At 59.9% G+C, this 24,301-nt stretch carries 28 protein-coding genes; 7 read left to right on the forward strand and 21 right to left on the reverse strand.

Going from position 1 to position 24,301, the window contains the following annotated elements; all coding sequences use genetic code 11:
• Window positions 1–81: 81 nt before the first annotated feature.
• Window positions 82–615, reverse strand: coding sequence for a ferritin-like domain-containing protein (locus tag AC0IXS_RS17860; RefSeq protein WP_004887290.1), 534 nt, complete (start codon window positions 613–615; stop codon window positions 82–84).
• 193 nt (window positions 616–808) lie between these two features.
• Here AC0IXS_RS17860 and AC0IXS_RS17865 point away from each other — a divergent pair, with 193 nt between their 5' ends.
• Window positions 809–907 carry a small membrane protein YohP gene (locus AC0IXS_RS17865; protein WP_442587048.1) on the forward strand — a complete coding sequence of 33 codons (99 nt, stop codon included), beginning with the start codon at window positions 809–811 and terminating at the stop codon, window positions 905–907.
• Between the two features lie 71 nt (window positions 908–978).
• Here AC0IXS_RS17865 and osmE read toward each other — a convergent pair whose 3' ends face one another.
• Entirely contained in the window at window positions 979–1,317 is a 339-nt protein-coding gene (osmE, locus tag AC0IXS_RS17870; protein ID WP_029241995.1) for an osmotically-inducible lipoprotein OsmE, read from the reverse strand.
• 190 nt (window positions 1,318–1,507) lie between these two features.
• Here osmE and AC0IXS_RS17875 point away from each other — a divergent pair, with 190 nt between their 5' ends.
• Window positions 1,508–2,398, forward strand: a complete 891-nt coding sequence (locus AC0IXS_RS17875; protein WP_057410824.1) for an alpha/beta hydrolase — start codon at window positions 1,508–1,510, stop codon at window positions 2,396–2,398.
• A gap of 59 nt (window positions 2,399–2,457) precedes the next feature.
• Complete coding sequence (locus AC0IXS_RS17880; protein WP_025994117.1) at window positions 2,458–2,685, forward strand: hypothetical protein; 228 nt, start codon at window positions 2,458–2,460, stop codon at window positions 2,683–2,685.
• Here the strand turns inward: AC0IXS_RS17880 and AC0IXS_RS17885 are convergent.
• The gene (locus AC0IXS_RS17885) at window positions 2,682–3,563 is read right to left on the reverse strand and encodes a DMT family transporter (RefSeq protein ID WP_004887283.1); all 882 of its coding nucleotides are present in this window, start codon (window positions 3,561–3,563) and stop codon (window positions 2,682–2,684) included. The two genes, AC0IXS_RS17880 and AC0IXS_RS17885, sit on opposite strands and share 4 nt — an antisense overlap.
• Window positions 3,564–3,716: 153 nt before the next feature.
• On the opposite strand from AC0IXS_RS17885, the gene AC0IXS_RS17890 reads away from it, so the two are divergent.
• A complete protein-coding gene (locus tag AC0IXS_RS17890; RefSeq protein WP_057410825.1) occupies window positions 3,717–4,007 on the forward strand; it encodes a PsiF family protein in 291 nt (96 codons plus the stop codon).
• A gap of 187 nt (window positions 4,008–4,194) precedes the next feature.
• Window positions 4,195–5,205 carry an AI-2E family transporter gene (locus AC0IXS_RS17895; RefSeq protein WP_004887280.1) on the forward strand — a complete coding sequence of 337 codons (1,011 nt, stop codon included), beginning with the start codon at window positions 4,195–4,197 and terminating at the stop codon, window positions 5,203–5,205.
• 318 nt (window positions 5,206–5,523) lie between these two features.
• On the opposite strand, the gene AC0IXS_RS17900 is transcribed toward AC0IXS_RS17895, so the two are convergent.
• Entirely contained in the window at window positions 5,524–6,789 is a 1,266-nt protein-coding gene (locus AC0IXS_RS17900; protein WP_057410092.1) for an Hsp70 family protein, read from the reverse strand.
• Between the two features lie 310 nt (window positions 6,790–7,099).
• On the opposite strand from AC0IXS_RS17900, the gene cbpA reads away from it, so the two are divergent.
• Window positions 7,100–8,041 (forward strand): curved DNA-binding protein, encoded by a 942-nt coding sequence (gene cbpA / locus AC0IXS_RS17905; protein ID WP_004887276.1) that lies wholly within the window; start codon window positions 7,100–7,102, stop codon window positions 8,039–8,041.
• Window positions 8,042–8,097: 56 nt separating this feature from the next.
• On the opposite strand, the gene AC0IXS_RS17910 is transcribed toward cbpA, so the two are convergent.
• Entirely contained in the window at window positions 8,098–9,228 is a 1,131-nt protein-coding gene (locus AC0IXS_RS17910; RefSeq protein ID WP_057410091.1) for a sensor histidine kinase, read from the reverse strand.
• A gap of 294 nt (window positions 9,229–9,522) precedes the next feature.
• Here AC0IXS_RS17910 and AC0IXS_RS17915 point away from each other — a divergent pair, with 294 nt between their 5' ends.
• Window positions 9,523–10,053, forward strand: a complete 531-nt coding sequence (locus AC0IXS_RS17915) for a YbbN family protein (RefSeq protein WP_235806281.1) — start codon at window positions 9,523–9,525, stop codon at window positions 10,051–10,053.
• 193 nt (window positions 10,054–10,246) lie between these two features.
• On the opposite strand, the gene ureC is transcribed toward AC0IXS_RS17915, so the two are convergent.
• The 16 genes from ureC to AC0IXS_RS17995 all read right to left on the reverse strand — a co-directional run bounded on the left by ureC (window position 10,247) and on the right by AC0IXS_RS17995 (window position 24,300).
• Complete coding sequence (ureC, locus tag AC0IXS_RS17920; protein ID WP_004887262.1) at window positions 10,247–11,947, reverse strand: urease subunit alpha; 1,701 nt, start codon at window positions 11,945–11,947, stop codon at window positions 10,247–10,249.
• Between the two features lie 82 nt (window positions 11,948–12,029).
• Window positions 12,030–12,338, reverse strand: a complete 309-nt coding sequence (locus tag AC0IXS_RS17925; protein WP_004887260.1) for an urease subunit beta — start codon at window positions 12,336–12,338, stop codon at window positions 12,030–12,032.
• Window positions 12,335–12,868: a GNAT family N-acetyltransferase gene (locus tag AC0IXS_RS17930; protein WP_043305326.1), complete on the reverse strand. Its 534-nt coding sequence runs from the start codon at window positions 12,866–12,868 to the stop codon at window positions 12,335–12,337. Before AC0IXS_RS17930 ends, AC0IXS_RS17925 begins: the two co-directional genes overlap by 4 nt.
• Before the next feature lie 13 nt (window positions 12,869–12,881).
• On the reverse strand, window positions 12,882–13,424 hold the full coding sequence (locus AC0IXS_RS17935; protein WP_057410090.1) for a GNAT family N-acetyltransferase: 543 nt from the start codon (window positions 13,422–13,424) through the stop codon (window positions 12,882–12,884).
• Window positions 13,425–13,434: 10 nt separating this feature from the next.
• Window positions 13,435–13,737 (reverse strand): urease subunit gamma, encoded by a 303-nt coding sequence (locus AC0IXS_RS17940; protein WP_004887254.1) that lies wholly within the window; start codon window positions 13,735–13,737, stop codon window positions 13,435–13,437.
• 75 nt (window positions 13,738–13,812) lie between these two features.
• Window positions 13,813–14,658: an urease accessory protein UreD gene (locus tag AC0IXS_RS17945; RefSeq protein WP_471825319.1), complete on the reverse strand. Its 846-nt coding sequence runs from the start codon at window positions 14,656–14,658 to the stop codon at window positions 13,813–13,815.
• A 48-nt stretch (window positions 14,659–14,706) separates the two neighbouring features.
• Window positions 14,707–15,405 carry an urea ABC transporter ATP-binding subunit UrtE gene (gene urtE / locus AC0IXS_RS17950; RefSeq protein WP_003376418.1) on the reverse strand — a complete coding sequence of 233 codons (699 nt, stop codon included), beginning with the start codon at window positions 15,403–15,405 and terminating at the stop codon, window positions 14,707–14,709.
• 428 nt (window positions 15,406–15,833) lie between these two features.
• A complete protein-coding gene (gene urtD / locus AC0IXS_RS17955; RefSeq protein ID WP_057410087.1) occupies window positions 15,834–16,694 on the reverse strand; it encodes an urea ABC transporter ATP-binding protein UrtD in 861 nt (286 codons plus the stop codon).
• Window positions 16,691–17,770: an urea ABC transporter permease subunit UrtC gene (gene urtC / locus AC0IXS_RS17960; RefSeq protein ID WP_057410086.1), complete on the reverse strand. Its 1,080-nt coding sequence runs from the start codon at window positions 17,768–17,770 to the stop codon at window positions 16,691–16,693. The genes urtD and urtC overlap by 4 nt, the downstream gene beginning before the upstream one ends.
• Window positions 17,770–19,359: an urea ABC transporter permease subunit UrtB gene (gene urtB, locus AC0IXS_RS17965; protein ID WP_471825322.1), complete on the reverse strand. Its 1,590-nt coding sequence runs from the start codon at window positions 19,357–19,359 to the stop codon at window positions 17,770–17,772. Before urtB ends, urtC begins: the two co-directional genes overlap by 1 nt.
• A gap of 157 nt (window positions 19,360–19,516) precedes the next feature.
• Window positions 19,517–20,782: an urea ABC transporter substrate-binding protein gene (gene urtA / locus AC0IXS_RS17970; protein WP_025994132.1), complete on the reverse strand. Its 1,266-nt coding sequence runs from the start codon at window positions 20,780–20,782 to the stop codon at window positions 19,517–19,519.
• A 320-nt stretch (window positions 20,783–21,102) separates the two neighbouring features.
• Window positions 21,103–22,476, reverse strand: coding sequence for a PepSY-associated TM helix domain-containing protein (locus tag AC0IXS_RS17975; RefSeq protein WP_449117098.1), 1,374 nt, complete (start codon window positions 22,474–22,476; stop codon window positions 21,103–21,105).
• Between the two features lie 81 nt (window positions 22,477–22,557).
• Window positions 22,558–22,992, reverse strand: coding sequence for a DUF2946 domain-containing protein (locus AC0IXS_RS17980; protein ID WP_122668727.1), 435 nt, complete (start codon window positions 22,990–22,992; stop codon window positions 22,558–22,560).
• Between the two features lie 22 nt (window positions 22,993–23,014).
• Window positions 23,015–23,476, reverse strand: a complete 462-nt coding sequence (locus AC0IXS_RS17985; protein ID WP_057410081.1) for a copper chaperone PCu(A)C — start codon at window positions 23,474–23,476, stop codon at window positions 23,015–23,017.
• A 54-nt stretch (window positions 23,477–23,530) separates the two neighbouring features.
• The gene (locus tag AC0IXS_RS17990; RefSeq protein WP_426780881.1) at window positions 23,531–23,920 is read right to left on the reverse strand and encodes a DUF2946 domain-containing protein; all 390 of its coding nucleotides are present in this window, start codon (window positions 23,918–23,920) and stop codon (window positions 23,531–23,533) included.
• 173 nt (window positions 23,921–24,093) lie between these two features.
• A complete protein-coding gene (locus AC0IXS_RS17995) occupies window positions 24,094–24,300 on the reverse strand; it encodes a hypothetical protein (RefSeq protein WP_025994138.1) in 207 nt (68 codons plus the stop codon).
• Window position 24,301: the final 1 nt, after the last annotated feature.

Below are 24,301 nucleotides of genomic sequence, written 5' to 3' on the forward strand. Positions count from 1 at the left end.
GACTGCATGCTTCGCAGCGAACAAACAAACGCCCATAAAAAAGCCAGGATAACTATCCTGGCTTTTGCTTTCAGTCCCGAATCACAGGTCGTTCAGGATGTCCGCCATGTCGTCGGCGTGCTCTTCTTCCTGCGCGAGGATTTCTTCGAAGATGCGACGGGTAGTCGGGTCGGTGTCACCGATGTACTGAATGATTTCACGGTAGCTGTCGACCGCAATGCGCTCGGCAACCAGGTCTTCGTAAACCATTTCCTTGAGGGTGTTGCCTGCCACGTACTGTGCGTGGGAGTTCTTCGACAAGGTGTCGGGGTTGAACTCAGGCTCGCCGCCGAGTTGCACGATACGCTCGGCCAGCTTGTCGGCGTGCTCGGCTTCCTGCTGCGCGTGCTCCAGAAACTCGGAAGCTGCAACGCTGGCCTTCAGGCCGGTCGCCATGTAGTAGTGACGCTTGTAGCGCAGTACGCAGACCAGTTCGGTGGCCAGCGACTCATTGAGCAGGCGCAGGACCGTCTCACGATCAGCGTTGTAGCCTTCAGTGACCGCACCATTCTCAACGTTCTGGCGCGCACGCTGGCGCAAGCTGCTTACATCGGATAGCTGTGGTGCAGAAATCATGGGTTATCTCCAGGTTCATCAGGTTTTGTGTGTCTCGCTCTGTGTGTTGCCCGGCAAGATCATCAAGGGTTGTGAGTGATGAACGGCGAGAAAGTTTTATCGGATCTTGCAGGTTTCACGCTTTGCTGAATGCGTAAAAATATAAGAAACGAGCGCGCACCCCTGCGGTCCCAACCTTGAGACCTATTCAATCGTGGAGATTCACATGCTCAAGTTTCTGGGAAGCACCGTCGGCATCATTTTCCTGATCGGCCTGATCGTGGTGATTGCGTTGTTCAAGCTGGTGTTCTGACGTTTGTACAAATAACGTCCATAAAAAAGCCCGATGCATTACGCACCGGGCTTTTTCGTTTCAGATCGGCATTACATCGCGCGTTCGTTCGCTTCGCGCTGTTCGCACGTCATGAAACCCTTGTTGGTTACTCGACCGTCGCTGTTGAAGCTGACGTGGTAGACCTGTTTGTGGCCGTCTTTGGCCATGACGTAGTTGTTGCACGTGCCGGTATTGACCTTGCGATCAATGGTCGACGACGGCTCACCGCCGATGGTCAGGACCTGCTGGCGGGTCATGCCGTTCTCGACCTGCTTGACCAGTGGTTCGTTGCGGTAGGTGACGTAGTCCACCGGGTTCTGCACGGTTGTGTTGCTGCAGCCAGCCAATGCCGCCAGTGCAAAGGTTGCTGCGAGGATTTTGTTGTACATCTTTATTGCTCCACATGTCAGAGCCGGTCTTGGCCCGTTGCAGCTTGGAGCAAGGGAGAGGCGCAAGAGTTCGAAAAAAAAGATGGCGATTAGGCAGTACCTCTGGTGGTCATGTTGTTCTGCCTTCTCAAAAAAACACCGCTAAGGTTGAAAAGGCTTAATCAACTCGTTTCAGCACAAGGAGATCAACATGGCGCAAGAACAGGCGACGCGTTATCCATTGTTGCTGGTACCAGGCTTGTTAGGGTTTGTGCGGTTACTGGTGTATCCCTACTGGTTCGGCATCGTGAAAGCGCTTGAACGCGGTGGAGCGACCGTCATACCGGTCATGGTGTCCGGGGTCAATTCGACCGAAATACGCGGCGAGCAGTTGCTCAAGGTCATCGAGCAGACGGTTCGGGAGACCGGTGTGGCCAAGGTCAACCTGATCGGCCATAGCCAGGGAGCGCTGACCGTACGTTACGTGGCAGCCAGGCGCCCCGATCTGGTCGCCTCGGTCACCTCGGTGGCGGGCCCCAACTATGGTTCGGAGCTGGCGGATTATCTGGAGCGGCACTTTCCGCCGGGCACGCTGGGAGGGCGCGTCGTCAATGCGGTGATAGGCCTGCTGGCCTGGACGATTGTCGCGTTCGAAACCGGCTACCGCGGGCCGAAGCTGCCGATGGACATCACCGCCTCGCACCAGTCCCTGACCACCACCGGCGTTGCGCTCTTTAACAGGCAGTATCCCCAGGGTTTGCCCGAAGTATGGGGCGAGAACGGCGAAGAACTGGTCGATGGTGTGCGTTATTACTCCTGGTCCGGAATCCTCAAGCCGGGGGTGACCAACCGCGGACGCAACCTGATTGATGGCACCAACGTGACCTGTCGAATATTCGCTCGCACGTTCAGGAAGGAGCGAGGTCAATCTGATGGCATGGTCGGGCGTTTCAGTTCGCACCTGGGCATGGTCATCGGGGATGACTTTCCGCTCGACCATTTTGACATCGTCAACCAGACCTTCGGGCTGGTGGGCAAAGGCGCAGATCCTGTACGCCTGTTCATGGAACACGCCGCGCGCCTCAAGGCTGCCGGCCTTTAACTCAATCAGGCAGTAATTCGTGATCAGCCGTTCGAAAACGACGGCCAGGAAGTGATGCGATGGGCGATAAAGAACTGTATGAAATCGAGTACACCCTGCTGGGTGAGCACCATGTGGATGTCATCGAGAACCTGGACGTGCCGATCATTGAAATCGTGCATGAACTGGCGCTGAAACACGACGTAGAGCTGGATGACCTTCCGGAAGGCGGCATGCCCCATGCTGCCGGCATCACGGACGTGTCGATCCACAGTGTGGAGGGCGGTGAGGGCAGCGCGACGGCCTAGCCTTTCCTGAGTTGTAGCGGGGTCTTCCAGCGTTCCGCGAGGATCACTCCGCACAGGGTCAGCGCGCCGCCGTACAGGTGATATAGCGCCAGCTGTTCGTCAAGCGCCACGGCGGCAATCAATGCCGTGGCGATTGGCATCAGGTTGAAGAACAGCGTGGTGCGGCTCGGCCCCAGGCGCATGATCGAGGTCATCCACAGCCAGGGTGCCAACATTGAGGTGGGAATCGCGGCATACAGCACCAGCGCACTATTGCTCGCATTCAGGCCGGTTCTCGGCGAAAGGATGAATAGCGGAAACAGCACCACGATCGCCACCAGAATCTGCATGTACAGCAAGTGCAGCGGGGGCAGACGCAACTGCCATTTCTTCAACAGCATGCTGTACAGCGCATAGGCCGCAGCGGCGAACAGCACGATGGCATCGCCCCGATTCATCCCTTGCTCGATAAGCCCTGTCAGGTTGCCTGCGGCGACCACCACGATCACACCCGCGAAAGAAATCACGGCGCCGAGCAGCGCGCCCCAGGTCAGTCGTGTGCCCAGGCAGGCGATGGACAGCCCCAGCGCCATCACCGGTACAAGTGACTGAATGATCCCCATGTTGGTGGCCGTGGTCATGCCTGCCGCGAAGTACGCCAGGCTTTGATACACGGCCATGCCCAAGGCTCCTAACACCACAATCTTGCCCAGCAACGGCCTGATCGCCGCGCGATTCCTCCAGACCGGCAGAAGCATGAAGGGCGTGAACAGCAGTCCTGCGAGCAGCCAGCGGTAGAACCCGATTTCGGACGGGAAGATGACTTCGGACGCCGCCTTGGTGATGACGGTGTTGACGGACCAGATGAAGATGGTCAGGAGTGGAAACGCGTATTGCATGGGAAAGCCGACAGGTGAACGAGGCGCAACTATCCACCTGTTTCAAATGAATGCCAATCGGTGCGCCTGATGATTGCTCATATTTTGCAACATCTTGGCTACACTGATTTCAGGTCTGTGCCGACCGGTACAGCTGATCTGGAGAGCCGAACGATGAAGATACCCGGTATTGCTTTGTTGCTCGTTGGCCTGATGTGTTCCGCCCAGGGTTTTGCCGCGACGGCGCAGCAGAACAAGATGACCACCTGCAACGCCGACGCCAGTGCCAAGTCACTCAAGGGCGATGAGCGCAAGGCGTTCATGAGCACGTGCCTGAAAGCCACGCCTGCTCCGGTGGCCACTCAGCAGGAAAAGATGAAGACCTGCAACGCGACGGCCTCCACTCAGGCGCTCAAGGGCGATGCCCGCAAGACGTTCATGAGCGATTGTCTCAAGAAGAAATAATTTTCCGACGCCTTGCAAAGCCTGAGGCAGACAGCGCAGGTGCAGTAAACGCTGCACTTGCGCGTCGTTGTCACTCCGGTCATCGAATAGATGTTCGCGCCGTCCCGTTTCCGGCGTGCGGATGACTGGTTCTCGGCTGCGAACGCTGGCAGACTGCCCACCTCTTCGTGCTGCCCTTTGAGGGTCTATGCCAACGTTTTCTGCGCGTCAGGTATTAATAGCCAGCTGGATTCTCGTGTTCGGCGGTCTGCTGTTGGTATTGCCCTTCAAACTGCTGCCAAGTCTGCTGGCCGGGCTGCTGGTCTTCGAACTGGTCAACATGCTGACCCCCAAACTGCAAAAGCTCATCTCTGGCGAACGTGCCAGGTGGCTGGCTGTTGCGCTGTTGGGGACCATCATTGTCAGTCTGTTGACCCTGATCTTCGCCGGCGCCATCAGCTTCGTACTGCATGAGGCCGAGAACCCTGGCGCATCGCTGGACAAGTTCATGATTCTTGTGGATCGCGCCCGTGGTCAGCTTCCGCCGTTCATTGATTCCTACCTCCCCGCCAGTGCGGCCGAGTTTCAGGTTTCGCTGTTTCAGTGGCTGCAGAAGCATATTGGTGAGCTGCAACTGATCGGCAAGGGCGCTGCGCACATGTTCGTGACCATGCTCATCGGCATGGTGCTCGGCGCGATCATTGCCCTGCAGCGGATTTCCGATGTTCATACCCGCAAGCCGCTGGCGTCGGCACTGTTCGACCGGCTTTATCTGGTCAGCCGCGCGTTTCGCAACATCGTTTTTGCACAGATCAAGATTTCACTGCTCAACACGGCGTTCACCTCGGTGTTCCTGGCTGTCGTTCTGCCGTTGTGCGGCATTCACCTGCCGCTGACCAAGACCCTGATCATCATGACCTTCCTGCTCGGGCTGCTGCCTGTGGTGGGTAACCTGATGTCGAACACGCTGATCTTCATTGTCGGCATGTCGATCTCGATCTGGGTCGCACTGGCGGCGCTGGGCTATCTGATCGTGATCCACAAGGTGGAGTACTTCCTGAACGCACGGATCGTAGGCGGACAGATCAACGCCAAGTCGTGGGAGCTACTGCTGGCGATGCTGCTGTTCGAAGCCGCGTTCGGCCTGCCAGGCGTGGTGGCCGGACCGATCTACTACGCGTACCTGAAGAGTGAGTTGCAAAAGGAAGGGCTGGTTTAAGGGCGGTCCAGGATCGTCCGCACACTCTGCGTCCGCTCTTGGATGTGACGCAGAGCGTCACGGGCTGTGTGCCCACGCGGGGCACTCATCGTTATACACAAGTCCGCCCCAACACTGATCGTGCCCATCGCTCCGCGTGGGCATGCCGCCCGTGACGCTCTGCGTCGCAAATGGCACAGATTGCGGATTCAGTGAGCCGAGCGCATGACGTGGATAACGCTGGCGCTTGGCCGCGCATCTGCGCCACATTCAAGAGCGGACGCGGAGCGTCCTGGGAGGCATTCCCACGCGGAGCGTGGGCACGATCATCGGCCTGCTTCAGCCGTAACGCTTCTTCGCTTCAATCGCCAGCCCGCTGCCGATGCTGCCGAAGATGTTGCCTTCCACATGACGTGCATTCGGCAGCATCGCCGATACGCTGTTACGTAGCGCAGGAATGCCGCTTGAGCCGCCAGTAAAGAACACCGTGTTGACCTGCTCGACGCCCACGCCTGCCTGACTCAGCAGTTGAGTCACGCTGTTGCGGACCCGCTCAAGCTGCGCATCGATTGCCGCCTCGAACATCGCCCGACCCAGGTCCACGCTCAATCCCGGTTCGATACGGTCCATCAGCAAGTGACGGTTATCGGTCTGGGTCAGCTGAATCTTGGTCTCTTCCACTTCCATGGCCAGCCAGTGTCCGGCGCGTTGTTCGATCAGCTTGAACAGCCGGTCGATGCCGCCGGTGTCTTCGATGTCGTAGCGCATGCTGCCCAGTGCGAGCTGGGATTTCTGCGAGTACACGGCGTTGATGGTGTGCCAGGTCGCCAGGTTGATGTGGTGACTGGTGGGCATGTACGCGCCGCTTTTCATGCGGCTGCCGTAGCCGAACAACGGCATCACGCCCTGCAGGCTCAACTGCTTGTCGAAGTCGGTACCGCCAATGTGCACGCCGCCGGTGGCCAGGATGTCGTCCTGACGATCTTCATGTTCACGCCGCTCGGGAGACAGGCGTACCAGCGAGAAGTCGGAGGTACCACCACCGATGTCGACGATCAGTACCAGTTCTTCCTGGGTGATGGTGGACTCGTAGTCGAACGCTGCAGCAATGGGTTCGAACTGGAACGACACGTCCTTGAAGCCAATCTTGCGTGCGACTTCGGCCAGTGTGTCTTCGGCTTCCTGATCGGCCATGGCGTCGTCATCGACAAAGTGCACCGGGCGGCCCAGCACCACCTGTTCGAACTCGCGTCCGGCGGTCTTTTCAGCGCGCTTCTTCAGCTCGCCGATAAACAGCGCCAGCAGGTCCTTGAACGGCATCGCCGTGCCGAGCACGCTGGTGTCGTGCTTGATCAGCTTGGAACCCAGCAGGCTCTTGAGCGAGCGCATCAGGCGGCCTTCGTAGCCTTCCAGGTATTCGTGAAGCGCCAGACGGCCATAGACCGGGCGACGCTCTTCCATGTTGAAGAACACCACCGAGGGCAGGGTGATCTTGTCGTCCTCCAGCGCGATCAACGATTCCACACCTGGCCGTTGCCAGCCGACAGTGGAATTGGACGTGCCGAAATCGATGCCGCAGGCACGGGCCGGGGATTGGTCATTCATGTCTTTTACGTTCCAGTCAAAAAACGGCCGCGCAGTTTATGTCAGTGCGCAGCAATTGCGTAGGGCGATGCGTCGCTTATTCCGGGTTATCGGTATTTGCGTCCGGGGCTTGAACTCGGGACCATCACCCCCAATCTTGATGGGATTCTCGGTAGACCAGGTTGTCGAACACCTGACGGCCAGAAGACAGGGCGTGCTACCGGGCTGTTTTTTTGACTTGAAGTCTTTCAGGTGCCTCGAACACGAGGAGGCTGGGCGTGTTATACCAGCGCATCTGGCTGCGCTGGATAATTGGATGGGTGATTGTTAGATGGATTTCAAAGACTACTACAAGATACTGGATGTCGAACCGACTGCAGACGACAAGGCGATCAAGACGGCCTATCGCAAGTTGGCGCGCAAGTATCACCCCGACGTCAGTAAAGAGGCCGGGGCTGAGGACAAATTCAAGGAAGCGTCCGAGGCTTACGAAGTGCTGAGCAGCCCCGACAAGCGCGCCGAATATGACGAGCTGCGCAAGTACGGGCGTCAGGGGCGGCCGTTCCAGACCCCGCCGGGCTGGCAGAGCCGCGCCGGTGCGGGCGGATTCGGCGAAGAGACGGCGGACTTTTCCGAGTTCTTCAGTTCCATTTTCGGCGGGCGTGCCCAGCAGGGTGGCCGCAGCCGAAATCCGGGTCGCAAGGGACAGGATGTGGAAATGGAACTGGCCGTCTTTCTGGAAGAGACGCTGTCGGCCGAATCCAAGCAGGTCAGTTTCAAGGTGCCGCAGCACAGCCCCAACGGGCAGCGCATGAGCGACATCACCAAGACCCTGAACGTGAAGATTCCCGCAGGCGTCGTGGACGGCGAGCGCATTCGTCTCAAGGGCCAGGGCGCGCCGGGAATAGCCGGTGGCGCGAATGGTGACATGTACCTGATCATCCGCTTGGCACCGCACCCGATGTTCGAGGTGGAAGGTCATGATCTGGTCATTACCGTGCCACTGGCACCCTGGGAAGCTGCGCTGGGCGCCAAGGTCGCCGTGCCCACGCTGACAGGCCGGATCAATCTGACCATCCGCCCTGACAGCCAGAACGGTCAACGCCTGCGTATCAAGGGCAACGGCCTGATGAGCAAGGCGGGCGAGCGCGGCGACCTGTATGCCCAGATCAAGATCGTGATGCCAAAGCACATCGACGATGCCAGTCGGGCGCTGTGGCAGAAGCTGGCGGACAGCTCGTCGTTTGACCCAAGGGCTCAGTGGGGTAATTGATCGAGTCATGATCGTGCCTCCGCGTGGGCACGATCATCAGCCAGTCTTCGCAACCCTCAGTTCCTGGGCAGCACCACGGTAAAGGTGGTGCCGTCGCCGATGGTCGAGGTCACGGTAATGCTGCCGCTGTGGGCGTTGACCACTTCCTTGACGATGAACAGACCCAGCCCCAGGCTGGTCGAGGTGGTGCGACTTTCGCTGTTTTCTTCGGAACTGCGTACCAGCGGGTCGAAAATCGTGCCGATAGCATCTTCGGCAATCGGTTTGCCCTCGTTGTGAACCACCAGCTCTACCGTGTCCGGCCCGCCGATGACCCGCACCGTGATTTCATGGCTGGCGGCGCCGTGCTGCAAGGCGTTGCCGATCAGGTTCTGCAACATCTGACTGATGCGTCCGCTGTCCCAGTGTCCCTGCGTCTCACCTTCAATGGTCAGGACTGGCGCTGAATTCGGGTGTCCGGCGCACGCTTCTTCGATGGCCTCACGACAGGCGCCTGCCAGGTCCATGAACTTGCGCTCTACCGGCAGGCTCGCGCCCAGGCGGCTGCGAACGAATTCGAGCAGGTCGCCGACCATCGTGCCCATATGCCGGGTACTGGTCTTGATACGCGAGATATAGCCCTGGGTCTTTTCGTCCATGACCAGCTTGCGGGCCAGCAGCTCGGTGGACATGCTGACCGCCTGAAGCGGTGCGCGCAGGTCATGGCCGAGGATTGCGAGAAAGATGTCCCGCGAGCGCGCCACACGTTCGGCATAAGCCGCAGTGGATTCGGCCAATGCTTCGTCGATGGCTTCGTTGAAGCGGATCACGTCGCGAAAATCAGCCAGTTGCGGCGTGGTCAGGCTGTCGACCCACAGGCGAATGACACTGGCGCGCAGATGCCTGAACTCCGAAGTCATCTGCACCAGATCAAACCCGACTTCATGGCGCAGTTCACCATGGCTGGTCGCTGCTTCATCCAGGCTCGGCGTCTTGTTCAACTCCTCACCGCGGGCCTTGGCGATCTCTTCGCTCTTGCTCTGGGCGGTCTTCATATCCCGCGCAGCCGCCAGCAGAATCGACTGGGCATGGTCACGCAGCTCTGCGGTGTTCATGGTGTCTGCAGCGGGTTTCAGTGTTCTGGCGAAGTTTTCCCATTCATCGACGATGCGATCCACATGGAGAACGATGAATTCGGAAAGGCGCATGGCCGGTTACCTTGCTGGGGGAGCGTGACGGAGATGGCGCATCTTACCGCCTTTACAGTGCGCAACAAACAGAGCGTTGACTGACATTTCTGTCAGTAGACGCTGTTTTTGTGACGTCCTAAGGCGGTGCGACGGATTACTTGGATGGAGGTCCGGAGCGTGAGCGTAGAAATGGTTTCAGATTCAACCTTTCAGAAGAGTGTCATTGACGTCAGTCAGGAAAAACTGGTCGTGGTCGAGTTCTCCACAAAAGAAAAGCTCAACAAGTGAGGAAAACCCAACGCCAGTGCCCAAATGGATTCAGTCATTAATCGCCTGGATGCTCAATATGCAGGCGAGATCGAGTTTTTCAGGGTGGAAGTCAACCTCGTCTGGGACTATTCAGACCCTCAAAAGCCGACGGCAAAAGATGATCTGAATCCTGCGGCTTCGAGCGCGTATGAGATCAACCACGGCCCGACGCTAGTGTTCCTTCTGGAAGGGGAGCGCGTGCAGGAAAACCTGTTGGGTTTTTATGACGACGTATCGACCAGACTGAAACTTGATGAGTTGCTGAAGGATTTGAATAGTCGGTTGCTGAAAATAAAGCTGTTCCGGTTTATAGAAGAACAGATCAATCTTGCTGCGCAGCGGGTCCTCACTAAAAAAAGTGCTCAACTGGATGATATCGCTTACGGAAAATTGGGTGTTTTTCTGGGGCTGCGTCGTACGCTGCAGAATGACGCGACGGCTCAGGATATCGGAATGCTGGATGCAATGAACGACTCATTGCAATGTTTGGGTGTGCTGGACAAAGGCGAGACGATTCTGGAACGCATCAAATAATACAGGCGCGTCATCCGGCAATTATCCGCTTAAAAGACGGGGAGTGCTGAGTAGTGAAACCGGGCTTCAGCTCATTATCGGACACAGCGATACACTGAACACGTTGCTTAACCCCGGGCAAGGAATCCGACTGGCTCGGGCTGATAAAAAGGCCTTCCAGCAGGAAGGCCCTATCGTCATGCCTCTCGGGTATTCAAAACAGAAAATACCGCTGCGCCATCGGCAGCACATCCGCAGGCTCACACCACAGCAGCACGCCGTCGGCCTTGACCTGATAGGTCTGCGGGTCGACTTCGATGTCGGGCAAATAGTCGTTGTGGATCAGGTCTTTCTTCTGCACGGTGCGGCAGCCCTTGACCACGCCTATCTGCTTCTTCAAACCCAATGACTCCGGCACGCCTGCGTCGAACGCGGCCTGGCTGATGAAGGTCATGCTGGTGGCGTGCAGAGAGCTGCCGTAGCTGGCGAACATCGGGCGGTAGTGGACGGGTTGCGGTGTCGGGATCGAGGCGTTGGCGTCGCCCATCAGGCTGGCGGCAATGGCACCGCCCTTGAGGATCAGGGTTGGTTTGACGCCGAAGAACGCCGGGCGCCACAGCACCAGATCCGCCCATTTGCCCACTTCAATGGAGCCCACTTCATGGCTGATGCCGTGGGTGATGGCTGGGTTGATGGTGTACTTGGCGATGTAACGCTTGGCGCGGAAGTTGTCGTTGCCGGGACCGTCCTGAGGCAGCGGACCGCGCTGCTTCTTCATCTTGTCGGCAGTCTGCCAGGTGCGCATGATCACCTCGCCAACCCGGCCCATGGCCTGGCTGTCGGAGCTGAGCATCGAAAATGCGCCCAGGTCGTGGAGGATGTCTTCGGCGGCAATGGTTTCGCGACGGATGCGGCTTTCCGCGAAAGCGACGTCTTCAGCGATGCTCGGGTCCAGGTGATGGCAGACCATGAGCATGTCCAGGTGCTCGTCGATGGTGTTGCGGGTGAACGGCCGGGTCGGGTTGGTCGAACTGGGCAGCACGTTGGGTGAGCCGCAGGCCTTGATGATGTCGGGCGCGTGGCCGCCACCGGCACCTTCGGTGTGGTAGGTGTGGATCGTACGGTTCTTGAACGCGGCGAGCGTGGTCTCGACAAAGCCCGACTCGTTCAGCGTGTCAGTGTGAATCGCCACCTGCACGTCGTATTCGTCGGCCACGCTCAGGCAGTTGTCGATGGCGGCGGGCGTGGTGCCCCAGTCTTCGTGCAGCTTGAGGCCGATTGCACCAGCCTTGACCTGCTCGATCAGAGGGCCGGGCAGGCTGACGTTGCCCTTGCCGGTCAGGCCGATGTTCATCGGGAAGGCGTCAGCGGCCTGCAGCATGCGCGCCATGTGCCAGGGGCCAGGTGTAACGGTCGTGGCGTTGGTGCCGGTTGCCGGGCCGGTGCCGCCGCCGATCATGGTGGTCACGCCGCTCATCAAGGCTTCTTCGATCTGCTGCGGGCAGATGAAGTGGATGTGCGTATCGACGCCGCCTGCGGTGAGGATCATGCCTTCGCCTGCGATCACTTCAGTGGCTGCGCCGACCGCGATGGTCACGTCGGGCTGGATGTCCGGGTTGCCTGCCTTGCCGATGGCGGCGATGCGACCGTTCTTGAGGCCGACGTCGGCTTTTACGATGCCCCAGTGATCGATGATCAGCGCATTGGTGATCAACGTGTCGACCACCTCGGCCGCCAGCAACTGGCCCTGGCCCATGCCGTCACGAATGACCTTGCCGCCGCCGAATTTCACTTCTTCACCGTAGGTGGTGAAGTCCTTCTCGACCTCGATCCACAGCTCGGTGTCGGCCAGGCGAACCTTGTCGCCAACCGTAGGGCCGAACATGTCGGCGTAGGCTTGTCTGGAAATCTTCATGGTGATTCCTTGAGTACTTTATTGGCCTCACACTGATCGCTCCCGCGCTTTGAGCAAGAACGACCCGAGCCTGTGCCTTGATTCAATCCAGCTCGCCCATTACCCGACCGGCAAACCCGTACACCTTGCGCAACCCTGCAAGGTCCACGAGTTCAACCTCGCGTGCCTGCCCAGGCTCGAAGCGTACGGCAGTGCCGGCCGGAATGTTCAGGCGCATGCCGCGGCTGGCGGCACGGTCGAAGGTCAGCGCATCGTTGGTTTCGAAAAAGTGAAAGTGCGAGCCCACCTGAATTGGACGATCACCACTGTTGGCGACGGTCAGGCTCAGGGTACGGCGGCCGGCGTTGAGTTCGATCTCGCCGGGCTGGATCTGGTATTGGCCAGGGATCATGTCGGTTGCCCCAAGGTTTTGAAATAAATGGCAGTCGGTCGGTAGCGACCGTCCGGTGTGGCGCAGTAGTCAGGCAGTTCGCCCACGCGGGTGTAAGCCATCGAGCGATAGAAGGCTTCCGCCGTCGAGCCTGCTTCGGTGTCCAGGTGCAGCAGGCCGCGCTTGAGTTTCACGGCGGCCTGTTCGACCGCCTCCATCAGTTGCCTGCCCAGACCGTGGCCGCGTGCGGCAGGCGACACCATCAACTTCTGCACCTCGGCACGGTTGAGCCCGTTGGGCTTCTGGCACAGCGCAAGCTGTGCGCTGGCCTGCAGGCGTTCATTGTCGACCACGACCCACAGCAACAGGTCGCCTGACGCAACGTCAGCTCTTAAACCGTCACACCAGCGGAGCGCCTGCTCCAGCGTCAGATCAGCCATGAACCCGACCGATGCGCCGTCATGGACGGTGTCGAACAGCAGTTGCGCCAGACCCTGACGGTAATGCGCGAAGCTTTCAGCGGTGACGCGACGCAACTGTGCTGGGTTCATGGAAGGCTCTCGGTTATACGGATTTGGGGGCTTGCGAGGCTGGCGCCCGAGCGCCGGGCGACAGGTCCAGTTGCATGAAGGTCAGGTCCAGCCAGCGACCGAACTTGGTGCCGACCTGCGGCATCTGGCCGGTGGTCGTGAAACCCAGGCGTTCGTGCAGGGCAATCGAGGCCGCGTTACCGCTTTCGATGGCGGCGACCATCATGTGTTTGTCGCAGGTGCGGGCGCGTTCGATCAAGGCCGACATCAGTTTTGGCCCCAGGCCCTTGCCACGTTGATCGGCGCGTACGTACACCGAGTGCTCGACCGTATGACGGAAGCCCTCGAAAGGACGCCAGTCGCCGAACGATGAGTAACCCAGCACTTCGCCTGCCGCATCCACGGCGACCAGAATCGGGTAGGCCTGGGTCTGGCGGGAGGCATACCACGCCTGACGGTTGGCCAGATCGACCGGCTGTTCGTTCCAGATGGCGGTGGTGTTGAGCACCGCGTCGTTGTAGATGGCGAGAATGCCGGGCAAATCTTCCGGCAGCGCATCGCGAATCACGTCTTGCATGCGGGTGTCCTCAGGCAATCGGCTGATGCACGGTGACCAGTTTGGTCCCGTCCGGGAACGTCGCTTCCACCTGAATCTCCGGAATCATTTCCGGGATGCCTTCCATCACTTGCTCGCGGGTCAGCAGCGTCGTGCCGTAATGCATCAGGTCGGCCACCGTCTGGCCGTCACGTGCGCCTTCAAGCAGCGCTGCGGAGATGTAGGCCATGGCTTCCGGATAGTTGAGCTTCACTCCACGCGCCAGGCGCCGTTCGGCAACCAGTCCGGCAGTGAAAATCAGCAGCTTGTCTTTTTCGCGTGGCGTCAGGTCCATGGGGTTTCCGTGTCGTGGTGTTCGGGTTGCTGTGCAGTCGTTGTTGGCGCTTTTGGGGGAGGCGTCTGCCCAACTTCATGTATTCCAGATTCTTGGCGTCACCGCCTCGCGTCCCAGCAATGCCGGACGCAGTTTTTTCCAGACTTCGATCAGCCAGGCTCTCGCATGCAAGGCTTCGTTGGCCAGACAGCGCGCCACGACCAGCCCCGGCACCTGGGTCAGATCACTACGTACCGGATTGGGCATCGAAAGGCTGCGGCAGGCTTCAAGCAATTCGCTGTCCACCTCGCCGGTGATCAGCAATGTGGCAAACACCGTATGGCCATCCAGCCCGACCGGGGAATCCAGCAGCCCGTCGCCCCCGATAATGCGTTGACGTTCGTGCCAGATCAATGTGCCGTCGCGGCGGATATCCAGCGCGGACTGAAGATGCCCGTGCTCGAAACGCTCGCCACTGGCCGGACGGCCCAGCGCCACGACGTCCCAGTAACAGAGCTTCGCGTCACCGCGCAGCTCGATGCGCGTGGTCAGTTCGGCCTGGGCGTTGCAGAACACGATGGTTTCCTGAGGCAGCCACTCCAGCGTCGCACCGGGCTCGACCTGCAGTTCCAGTTGCTGAAACGCCGGGCTTGCCGCGCGATACCATTTGGCTGCGCCGGGGCTGGTCAACTGCGCCCAGGCGTCGGTGCCGACGTTGGCCGAGATATCCAGACGGTCGCCGCCCGCGATACCGCCGGGCGGGTGGACGATGATGTGCTGACACACCTCGGGGCCTTCGGCATAAAGATGTTTTTGCACCCGCAGCGGGCCTTTGTGGCGTCGCTGAACCGGCCGCGTGCTGTCGTCAAAACGCCCATACCCCAGCTCCAGCTCGGCGTGCCAGCTGGGCGTGAACAGGGCGGTATTGGCAGGCAGATTCATGGCGTCTTCAATTCTGTGTCGAGGATTGCACGATAACGGATTGGCGCATCAAATAGTGACCAGTCCGCGAACGCCTTCGGCTTCCATGTTCTCGCCACGGCCCTGCTGGACGATTTCACCCCGGGACATCACCAGATACTGGTCCGCCAGTTCAGCGGCGAAGTCATAGAACTGCTCTACGAGCAGAATCGCCATGTCGCCGCGCTCGGCCAGTTTCTTGATGACCGCGCCGATTTCCTTGATCACCGACGGCTGAATGCCTTCGGTAGGCTCATCGAGAATCAGCAGGCGAGGGCGGCTGGCCAGTGCGCGACCAATCGCCAATTGTTGCTGCTGGCCGCCCGACAGGTCGCCGCCACGGCGGTGCTTCATTTGCAGCAGCACCGGGAACAGCTCGTAGATGAACGCAGGCACCTCTTTGGCTTCCGAGCCGGGAAAGCGCGACAGGCCCATCAGCAGGTTTTCCTCGACGGTCAGCCGTCCGAAGATTTCCCGGCCCTGCGGTACGTAAGCAATACCGGCGTGCACACGCTGGTGGGGCTTGAAGCCGGTGATGGCCTTGCCTTCCCATTGCACCGAGCCTTCCTTCGACGGTAACAGGCCCATCAGCACCCGCAGCAAAGTGGTCTTGCCCACGCCGTTGCGGCCCAGCAGGCAGGTGACTTCACCGACCTTCACGTCAAAGGACAGGCCACGCAGAATGTGGCTGCCGCCGTAATATTGATGAAGCTTTTCGACCTGCAGCATGGTTCATGTTCTCTTCTGTTACAGCGTGGTCGCCGTTATGCTCCGCGTCACAAATGGCACAGACTGCGGACTCAGTGAGCCGAGCGCATGGCTCAAGTCACCTTTTCGCCCCTCGGCGACTTACTTTGAGAGGCCAAAGTAAGCAAAGCCTTTTGCTCCGGTTCCGGCCCCGGCTTCGCCGGGGTTCCTTCGTCCTGACACTGATTCGGGGGTCGCTGCAAATGGGCCATCCATGGCCCAGTGCAGCTCAATCGGCATCCATGCCGATTGCCCCCCGAATCAGCGCCAGGACTCAGCCTTCACCCACGTCGCGTTCTGCGGTGTTCATGCCATCGCGCTACAAAAGCGCATCAGTGCCGCTGCCTCACTGGGTAGCCAAATGACTTGCGTATAACGATGAGCGTGGAGTGGGAGCGATCACGTCAGCCTCAACGGCCCAGGTACACCTCGATCACGCGTTCGTCTGCCTGCACGTCGTTCAATGAGCCTTCGGCCAGTACGCTGCCCTGGTGCAGTACGGTCACATGGTCGGCAATCGAACCCACGAAGCCCATGTCGTGCTCGACCACCATCAGCGAATGCTTGCCCGCCAGGCTTTTGAACAGTTCGGCGGTGAATTCGGTTTCGGCATCGGTCATGCCTGCGACTGGCTCATCGAGCAGCAGCAATTGCGGGTCCTGAACGAGCAGCATGCCGATTTCCAGAAACTGCTTCTGACCGTGTGACAGCAGCCCCGCCGGGCGCTGCACGGAGCCTGTCAGGCGAATGGTTTCCAGTACCTCGTTGATGCGGTCGCGCTGTTCGCCGTTCAGGTGCGCCCGCAGGCTGGCCCATACCGACTTGTCGGTCTTCTGCGCCAGTTCCAGGTTTTCGAACACGCTCAGTGCTTCGAACACGGTGGGCTTCTGAAACTTGCGGCCGATCCCGGCCTGGGCGATCTGCACTTCGCTCATCTGCGTCAGGTCCAGCGTTTCGCCGAACCAGGCCTTGCCGTGGCTGGGCCGGGTCTTGCCGGTGATCACGTCCATCAGCGTGGTCTTGCCCGCGCCGTTGGGGCCGATGATGCAGCGCAGCTCGCCGACGCTGATGTACAGGTTCAGGTCATTGAGCGCCTTGAAACCGTCGAAGCTGACGCTGATGTCTTCCAGAGTGAGGATCGTGCCGTGGCGTGTGTTCAGCCCCTTGCCGGCGCTTTGGCCCAGCCCCAGCGCGTCGCGGCTGGTGCCTGCATCGGAATTGGGGTCCAGCACCGGCTCCAGCATGAAAGAGGGCGTTGGCGTGGTTTTCATGACTCGCTCCTTTTCTTCAGTACGCCGATGACGCCTTTGGGCAAGTAGAGCGTGACGATGATGAACAGCGCGCCGAGAAAGAACAGCCAGTACTCCGGGAATGCCACGGTGAACCAGCTCTTCATGCCGTTGACCAGACCGGCACCCAGCAGCGGGCCGATCAGCGTGCCGCGTCCGCCCAGCGCCACCCAGACCGCCGCTTCGATGGAGTTGGTCGGTGACATTTCGCTCGGGTTGATGATGCCGACCTGAGGCACATACAACGCACCCGCCAGTCCGCACAGGACCGCGCTCAGGACCCAGACGAACAGCTTGAAGCCGCGTGGGTCGTAGCCGCAGAACATCAGGCGGTTTTCCGCATCGCGCAGGGCGGTGAGCACCCGGCCGAACTTGCTCTGTGCCAGACGCCAGCCGATGTACAGGCTGACCACCAGCAGAATCACGGTCGCCAGAAACAGCGTCGCCCGTGTGCCCTGCGAACTGATGCTGAAACCCAGAATGCTGCGGAAATTGGTGAAGCCGTTGTTGCCGCCGAAACCGGTTTCGTTGCGGAAGAACAACAGCATGCCCGCGAAGGTCAGTGCCTGGGTCATGATCGAGAAATACACGCCCTTGATCCGTGAGCGGAAGGCGAAGAAGCCGAACACCAGCGCCAACAGGCCAGGTGCCAGAACCACCAGACACATGGCCCACAGGAAGTTGTCGGTGCCGGCCCAGTACCACGGCAGCTCGGTCCACGACAGGAAGGTCATGAACGCCGGCAGACCGTCACCCGCCGCCTGGCGCATCAGGTACATGCCCATGGCATAACCGCCCAGCGCGAAGAACAGGCCGTGACCCAGCGATAGAAGCCCGGCGTAACCCCAGACCAGATCCAGTGCCAGAGCGACAATGGCGTAGCAGAGAATCTTGCCCACCAGTGTCAGGGTGTAGGCCGACACCTGCAGGCTGTTATCGGCGGGCAGCAACGAGAGCAGCGGCATGGCCAGCAAAACAGCCAGTACCAGAATGCCCACCGTCAGCGTGCCTTTGGGGCCGACCTTTTGTGCAGCAGTTACCATCAATGGCTGGCTCATCAGTCGATCACCCGTCCTTTCAATGCGAAGAGGCCTTGCGGACGTTTCTGGATAAACAGAATGATCAGCGCCAGGATCAGTATCTTGCCCAGCACGGCGCCGATTTGCGGTTCGAGAATCTTGTTGGCGATGCCCAGCCCGAAAGCCGCCATCACGCTGCCTGCCAGCTGCCCGACGCCGCCGAGCACCACCACCAGGAAAGAGTCGATGATGTAGCTCTGGCCCAGGTCCGGGCCGACGTTGCCGATCTGGCTCAGGGCGACGCCGCCCAGTCCCGCGATGCCGGAGCCCAGCCCGAAGGCCATCATGTCGATGCGTCCGGTCGGCACGCCGCAGCAGGCGGCCATATTGCGGTTCTGGGTAACGGCGCGCACGTTCAGGCCCAGACGGGTCTTGTTCAGCAACAGCCAGGTCAGCACCACCACGAACAGCGCGAAGGCGATGATCACTATACGGTTGTAAGGCAGCACCAGATTGGGCAGGACTTGAATACCGCCGGACAACCATTCCGGGTTGGCAACTTCAACGTTCTGCGCACCGAAGGCCAGGCGCACGGCCTGAATCAGCATCAGGCTGATGCCCCAAGTGGCGAGCAGGGTTTCCAGCGGACGGCCATACAGATGACGAATAACTGTGCGCTCCAGTGCCATGCCGATCAGTGCCGTGACGAAGAATGCGACGGGCAGCGCCACCAATGGGTAAAACTCGATGGCGCTCGGTGCGTAGCGCTGAAACATCAACTGCACGACATAGGTCGAGTAGGCACCCAGCATCAGCATTTCGCCGTGGGCCATGTTGATCACACCCAGCAGGCCGAACGTGATCGCCAGGCCCAGCGCGGCCAGCAGCAGGATCGAGCCCAGCGACATGCCGCTGAACGCCTGACCAAGGACCTCACCGATCATCAGTTTGCGTTTGACCTGGGCCAGGCTGGTTTCGGCGGCAATGCGCACCGACGCGTCGGTTTCAACGCCCGGCGACAGCAACGATTCAAGGCGGGTGCGGGCCAGCGGATCACCGGTTTCGCCCAGCAGGCGCACAGCGGCAAGGCGCACGCTGGGGCTGCTGTCGACCAGTTGCAGGTTGGCCAGTGCCAGGGTCAGTGCGTCTTTGACGCTTGAGTCTGTTTCGGTCGCCACGCGCTGGCTCAGCAGGTCCAGTTGCGCAGGGCGCGCACTTTTCTGCAGTTGCAGAGCGGCGGCCATGCGTAGCTTTACATCGGCTGCCAGCAGTTGGTGGCTGGCCAGCGCGGTCTCGACCAGACCCCGCAGCCGGTTGTTCAGGCGCAACTTGCGCGGTTCATCAGGTGTGGGGGCATCTGCCGCAGCCGGGACATCGGCGTCCACCGCGACATAGGTGTCATTGTTCTCGATCCAGGCCCGCTTGCTGCTGTCCGCAGCCACTCGGCCGTCGCGCAGTGCTTCAAGCAACTCGACCCGCTCAGGAACAGGTTTGGCCGCCCAGGCTTCAAGCAATTCTGCCTGTTGCGAAGAACTGGCCGCAGCGAAATCGCCCGCATCACTGGCCTGCGCCGCGAAAGGCAGCAACAGTGTGATGGCGAGGATCAGGCGGTAAAGGTAAGAGGGCATATCAATGGCCTTGATTCATGTTCGTGCGGGGTGATCGTGCCGATGGTCCGCATTGGCATGCCGCCCGAGACGCTCTGCGTCACGTTCCAGAGCGGACGCGGAGCGCCCTGAGCGGCGTTCCCACGCAGGAGCGTGGGAACGATCATATGAGCGCTGATCAGTTGCTCTTCACCGCATGGTCCGGCTTCTTGTCGTTGCCAGGGATGTACGGGCTCCACGGCTGGGCGCGGATCGGCTCCTTGGTCTGCCAGACCACGTTGAACTGACCGTTTTCCTCGACTTCACCGATCATCACCGGCTTATGCAGGTGATGGTTGGTCTTGTCCATGGTCAGGGTGAAGCCGGACGGCGCAGCAAAGGTCTGTCCGGCCATGGCTTCACGAACCTTGTCGACGTCGGTGGACTTGGCTTTCTCGACCGCCTGCGCCCACATGTGGATACCGACGTACGTGGCTTCCATCGGGTCGTTGGTCACGGCCTTGTCAGCGCCCGGCAGGTTTTTCTTCTTGGCGTAGGCTTTCCAGTCAGCGACGAACTTCTTGTTGACCGGGTTCTCGACCGACTGGAAGTAGTTCCAGGCCGCGAGGTGACCAACCAGCGGTTTGGTGTCGATGCCGCGCAGTTCTTCTTCGCCGACCGAGAAAGCCACGACCGGTACGTCGGTGGCTTTCAGGCCCTGGTTGGCCAGTTCCTTGTAGAACGGCACGTTGGAGTCGCCGTTGACGGTGGAGATGACCGCCGTCTTGCCGCCAGCGGAGAACTTCTTGATGTTCGCCACGATGGTCTGGTAATCGGCGTGGCCGAACGGGGTGTAGACCTCTTCGATGTCGCTGTCCTTCACGCCTTTGGAATGCAGGAAGGCGCGCAGAATCTTGTTGGTGGTACGCGGGTAGACGTAGTCGGTGCCCAGCAGGAAGAAGCGCTTGGCTTCGCCGCCGTCTTCGCTCATCACGTACTCGACCGCAGGAATGGCTTGCTGGTTGGGCGCTGCACCGGTGTAGAACACGTTCGGCGACATCTCTTCGCCTTCGTACTGAACCGGGTAGAACAACAGACCGTTGAGTTCTTCGAAGACCGGCAGGACCGATTTGCGCGAAACGGAGGTCCAGCAGCCGAACACCACGGCGACCTTGTCCTGAGTCAGCAGCTGACGGCCCTTTTCGGCGAACAGCGGCCAGTTGGAGGCCGGGTCTACGACCACCGGCTCCAGCATCTTGCCGTTCACGCCGCCTTTCGCATTGATCTCGTCAATGGTCATCAGCGCCATGTCTTTCAGCGAAGTCTCGGAAATGGCCATGGTGCCGGAAAGCGAATGCAGGATGCCGACCTTGATGGTTTCGGCGGCCTGAACGGTCCATGAAAGGCCCATGGCTGCGATGGATGCGGACAGGGTGAAGGCTTTGATCAGGCTGCGACGTTTCATTGGACGGGCTCCGTTGATCTGTTTTTTTTGGATTGGCAGAACGACTCTCTGAAGCCTTCCAAGCAAAGGCTGTGCCCAGCCTGAGAAAACGCTTTGGAACGGGCCTTCGGGAGCGTCGCAGCCATCGGAGTGCACTGAAGTGGAGCTGGCAGGGGAGGCTGGTGCGAAGCGAGGGGCAATATTGGTGCGCAGGGTGCGCATAACGAGAAAAGCCGCCCGAAGGCGGCTTTTTTGTAACTTGAAAGAACGAGACCTGATCCTGTCAGGTGAGGAATTCATCACAAAACCGCCCGCCGGTTTCAGGCCCCGCCGCGTGCAATTTAAGCTGCTGCCGAGGAATTAGCAAAGCGGGAGAAAACTATTCGGTCAAATAGCCAGACGACCACCAACGAAACTCCAACCAGCGGAAACACGACCGCAATCCCAAACATGATCACCATGGCGGTTTTCCAGCGCGGCAGGTCGTGGCGCAGTGGCGGTACGCCGAGGCCGCCCTGGGGACGACGTTTCCACCAGATCACCAGCCCGCTGACGGCGCTGAGCAGGATCATCAGACAGGCGAGGAAGATCAGCAACTGGTTGATCCAGCCGAAAAACTTCCCTTCGTGCAGCATCACGCCCATCTCGGTTGCCCGTGAAACCAGGCTGTAATCCTGCCAGCCCACATCAGCCAGCACCTTGCCGTTGTACTGGTCGATATGCAGGGTGGCGTCGTTGCGTGGATCATCGGCAAACACCGATACGGTAAACACGCCTTCGGCAGTCTTGGGAGCAGTGATGCTGTAGCCAGGCTCGATGCCCTTGGCGGTTGCGATGTCGACCACCTGTTGCAGGCTGATCTTCGGCGCTGCCGGCTCTGTCGACATGCCGTGCTGATGCATGTGCTCGGCATGCTCACCGGTCGATTGCGGCATCGGTGTGTTTTCCATTGCCCACGGCACGGTCTGGGTGCTGGCGGTGTTGAGTTCGCCGGCCATTTGCGTGGACTTCGGCACATCGGTCCACATTGCAGCCGGGAAGGTATTCCAGACCGCTGCGTACTGTTTGCCCCACATGCCGGTCCAGGTCATGCCGCTGAGCAGCATGAACAGCAGAATCAGTGATCCCCAGAAGCCAGTCACCGCATGCAGGTCCTTCCACAGCACGCGACCTCGCGCAGTCAGCCGGGGCCATAGCACGCCTGCGACGCGTGAGCCCCGTGGCCACCAGAGGTACAGCCCGGAAATCACCAGCATGATGCCCCAGCCTGCCGCCAGTTCGATCAGCCGGTCACCGACAGTGCCGATCATCAGCTCGCCATGCAGCGCGCGGGCAATGGCCTGCAGGTTCTGCTTTGCGTCCTGAGTGCCCAGGATTTCACCGCGATACGGATCGACGAAGACGTTTACCTCACGGCCCTCATCAAGAATCACGAACTGCGCGCTGCCTTCGGCGCTCACGGGTGGGAAATACTTGCTGATGGCAGCCTGTGGGTAAGTGCTCAGTACGCGCTGTTGCAACTCATCGGCACTGATCTGATGGTGAGCAGGTGTCACGCTCAGCAAATCGCTGTACATCAGGTTGTCGAGCTGCGGCTTGAACAGGTAAATCATCCCGGTCAGCGACAACAGAATCATGAAGGGCGCAACAAACAATCCGGCGTAAAAATGCCATCGCCAGGCCAGGTTATAGAAAGAAACGGTGGGTTTTGACACGGTCAACGCTCCCGAATAGGGATAACACAGCACAACCTGCGCGCAGCCGCTGGCTGCGTACGGTCATGAAATTTTCTGGTTTCAGGCTGTGAACAGCGTTGGGGGTGCCCGACTCCGGGCATTGGGGAAGATCGCTCGCCGCGCATGCCCGAGCAGGGGCTGCGCTGCGAAAAAGTCTGCATGCCCGGGCGGAGCCGCTGCGACCAGCACCGGGACATAGGGAAGCGCAGGGCAACTGAACAGCAGCGTGCAGTAACCGCATTTGGCCCACAGCGCATGGTCGCTCGCGCCTGCATCAGTCGCAGTGGCGTGTTCACTGCCGTGATGAGCATGGGTGTCTGCCGAACTGCCCATGTCCATCGACATGGCAGGCGGCATCGACATACCGGCGTGCTGATTCATCGGCATCGACTGGGAAATCAGTGGACCGATGAAGATCATCAACATGGCGAACAGGCTCAGCCACGCACCCCGGTGTTTACCTGGGACGTCTGATTGTTCGCGGTCTCGGCGCATGGCGCTCAATCTGGAAGGCTACTCAGTGCTGGTGTTCGGGTGCCTGCTTTTGTACCACGACCTGCACCTGAACATCTCCGGCCTTCTCGAAATGCAGTGTCATTGGAAAGCGTTGTCCGACGAGCAGCTTCGAGCGGTCTTTGATGTCCAGCAGCATCACGTGCCAGGCCATGGGCGCGAAGGTCACGGTCGCCCCGGCAGGCACGTCTACGGTCTGCACCTGCTGCATTTTCATCAGGCCATCTGCCTGAATGTGTTCATGCAGTTGGGCCTGACCTGCGATCGGGGTGTCGACGCCTAGCAGTCGGTCGCCTGTGTCACCTTTGTTTTCGAGCACGAAATAGGCGGCTACGGTTGGCGCATTGGGCGGCAGCTCCATGGACCATGGGTGGGCGATCATGATCTGGCCAGCGGTGTACTGGTGAGCGTGGGCGAAACAGGCAGGCAGCAGCAGAGCGGCCAGCACGAGGGCTTTCTTGAGCATCGGGGTTCTCCGGTCAATCCATTCAGGTGCATCGAGGCACGAACAAACGGTGTATCAGACCGGCGGAGAGGCTCGCGGATTGGCGCTCGGCCATTGCAGGCGCGGCGAAGCGTGGATCAGAAAAATCGCAGGCGCGAAGCGCTCGGGCTCCAGACGCGCCACCAGCCCGTGGCTGAAGCCGGGCGCAATGACCACGAACACCGATCCCGAGCAGCACGGACAATGCTGCATCGCGGACTGATGTTGTTGCCCGTCAGGCATGCCCTGCGAGGCTTCAATCAACGGAATGGCGACCAGCCGCGTGCCGCCGCCACCACAGAACGTCCCCCACAGCACCTGCTCCCCGGTCACGCGTGGCGTGCTGGGTGACAGTGGCATGGCCAGCAGACTGAACAGCACTGCAAAGCAGGCAATCCAGACCGTTGTTGTGCGTCGTTGAGACATCACAGGTTCCGTTCGTGTCGAGTGATCAACCCCGCCATTTAGCCTGAATGAAGGGGATAAGTAAAAAGGGCAGGGAGTGACGGGGTGTCGCGGGCTGCTGAAAAACCGTTTTTTTTCAGGACGGCTGCGCTTCGGTTGGCGGGTGTATGCCGTTGCTGACGGCACCCACTTGCTCAATGCACGAACAGTGCGACGATAGAAAACACCAGAATCACGAATCCGGTGGCGCTGGTCCATCCGGCTTGCCAGTTGTCTTTGAGCCAGGAGCCTTTCTTCGGGTATTTACCCCACGTCACGATCCGCACGATAGGCCAGCCGATGGGATAGCAGATATAACGAAGCGGGATTTCGAAAAACAGCTGAAAGAATGCGTCTGACACG

It is taken from the genome of Pseudomonas sp. AC016, assembly GCF_979253365.1.